The following is a 1,209-nucleotide window of genomic DNA, read 5'->3' as shown; positions in this document are numbered from 1 at the left end:
ACGCCGTCGTATCTGGCGAAAGTTGCGTCTGGCAGTTGACAGCAAAACACATGAAATCATCTGTGCAGACCTGTCGCTGAACAACGTGACGGACTCAGAAGCCTTCCCGGGTCTTATCCGGCAGACTTAGAGAAAAATCAGGGTAGCAGCGGCAGACGGCGCTTACGACACCCGGCTTTGTCACGACGAACTGCGGCGTAAGAAAATCAGCGCGCTTATCCCTCCCCGAAAAGGCGCGGGTTACTGGTCCGGTGAATATGCAGACCGTAACCGTGCAGTGGCCAGTCAGCGACTGACCGGGAGTAATGCGCGGTGGAAATGGACAACAGATTATAAGCGTCGCTCAATAGCGGAAACGGCGATGTACCGGGTAAAACAGCTGTCCGGAGGTTCACTGACGCTGCGTGACTACGATGGTCAGGTTGAAGAGGCTATGGCCCTGGTACGAGCGCTGAACAAAATGACGAAAGCAGGTATGGCTGAAAGCGTGCGTATTGCCTGAAAACACAATCCGCTACGGGGAGACTTACCCGAAATCTGATTTATTCAACAAAGCCCATCAGCGGTACAAAACTTGACCGCCCGGAGCTGGGGCGCTTACTGATGGACAGTCACCGCAATGATATTTTACTGGTCGAGCAGATAGACCGTCTGACCCGTCTGAGCAACAGCGACTGGATGACGCTGAAAAAGCAAATCGAGCAACACGAGCTGCGGATTGTCAGCCTCGATGTGCCTACCTCATGGCAGGCACTGTCAGATAAAGACCCTTCGCAGGCTGATCCAATCACCCGCGTAGTGATAACCGCCATCAATAACATGCTTATCGATCTGATGGCCGCGATGTCGCATAAGGACTGGCTGAGCCGCAGCCAGCGGCAAAAGCAGGGGATTGAACGGGCACATACGCTGGGAAAATGCCGGGGCAAACAGGCCGATCTTGAACGACACCAGAAAGTTCTGTACTACCGCCATGTCAAGAAACTGAGCATAAGAGAAACTGCTGAAGCCACCGGTTACAGCACATCTCAGGTCTGCAGGATTCAGGCCCTGTTCAGGCCTGAAAATTAAGCACATTTTCTGGTAATGGTCCCAACTTATTGATAGTGTTTTATGTTCAGATAATGCCCGATGACTTTATCATGCAGCTCCACCGATTTTGAGAACGACAGCGACTTCCTTCCCAGCCTTGCCAGATGCTGCCTCAGA

Annotated in this window: 1 protein-coding gene and 2 pseudogenes; 2 read left to right on the top strand and 1 reads right to left on the bottom strand. The window is 52.5% G+C overall.

The window, feature by feature from the left end:
* Positions 1–502 (top strand): annotated as a pseudogene (locus JS46_RS23030) (IS5 family transposase); the annotation flags it as partial.
* Positions 503–543: 41 nt separating this feature from the next.
* Positions 544–1,071 (top strand): annotated as a pseudogene (locus JS46_RS22770) (recombinase family protein); the annotation flags it as partial.
* Positions 1,072–1,097: 26 nt separating this feature from the next.
* On the opposite strand, the gene JS46_RS22765 reads toward JS46_RS22770, so the two are convergent.
* Positions 1,098–1,209, bottom strand: a 112-nt coding sequence (locus JS46_RS22765; RefSeq protein WP_001691633.1) for an IS1 family transposase, incomplete at its 5' end; no start/stop codon positions are given.

Origin of the sequence: Pantoea sp. NGS-ED-1003, from assembly GCF_000738765.1 — a bacterium.
Classification (GTDB): Bacteria; Pseudomonadota; Gammaproteobacteria; order Enterobacterales; family Enterobacteriaceae; genus Pantoea; species Pantoea septica.
Note: the sequence above shows the minus strand (reverse complement) of the source record. Positions and strands in the feature narration are given on the sequence as shown.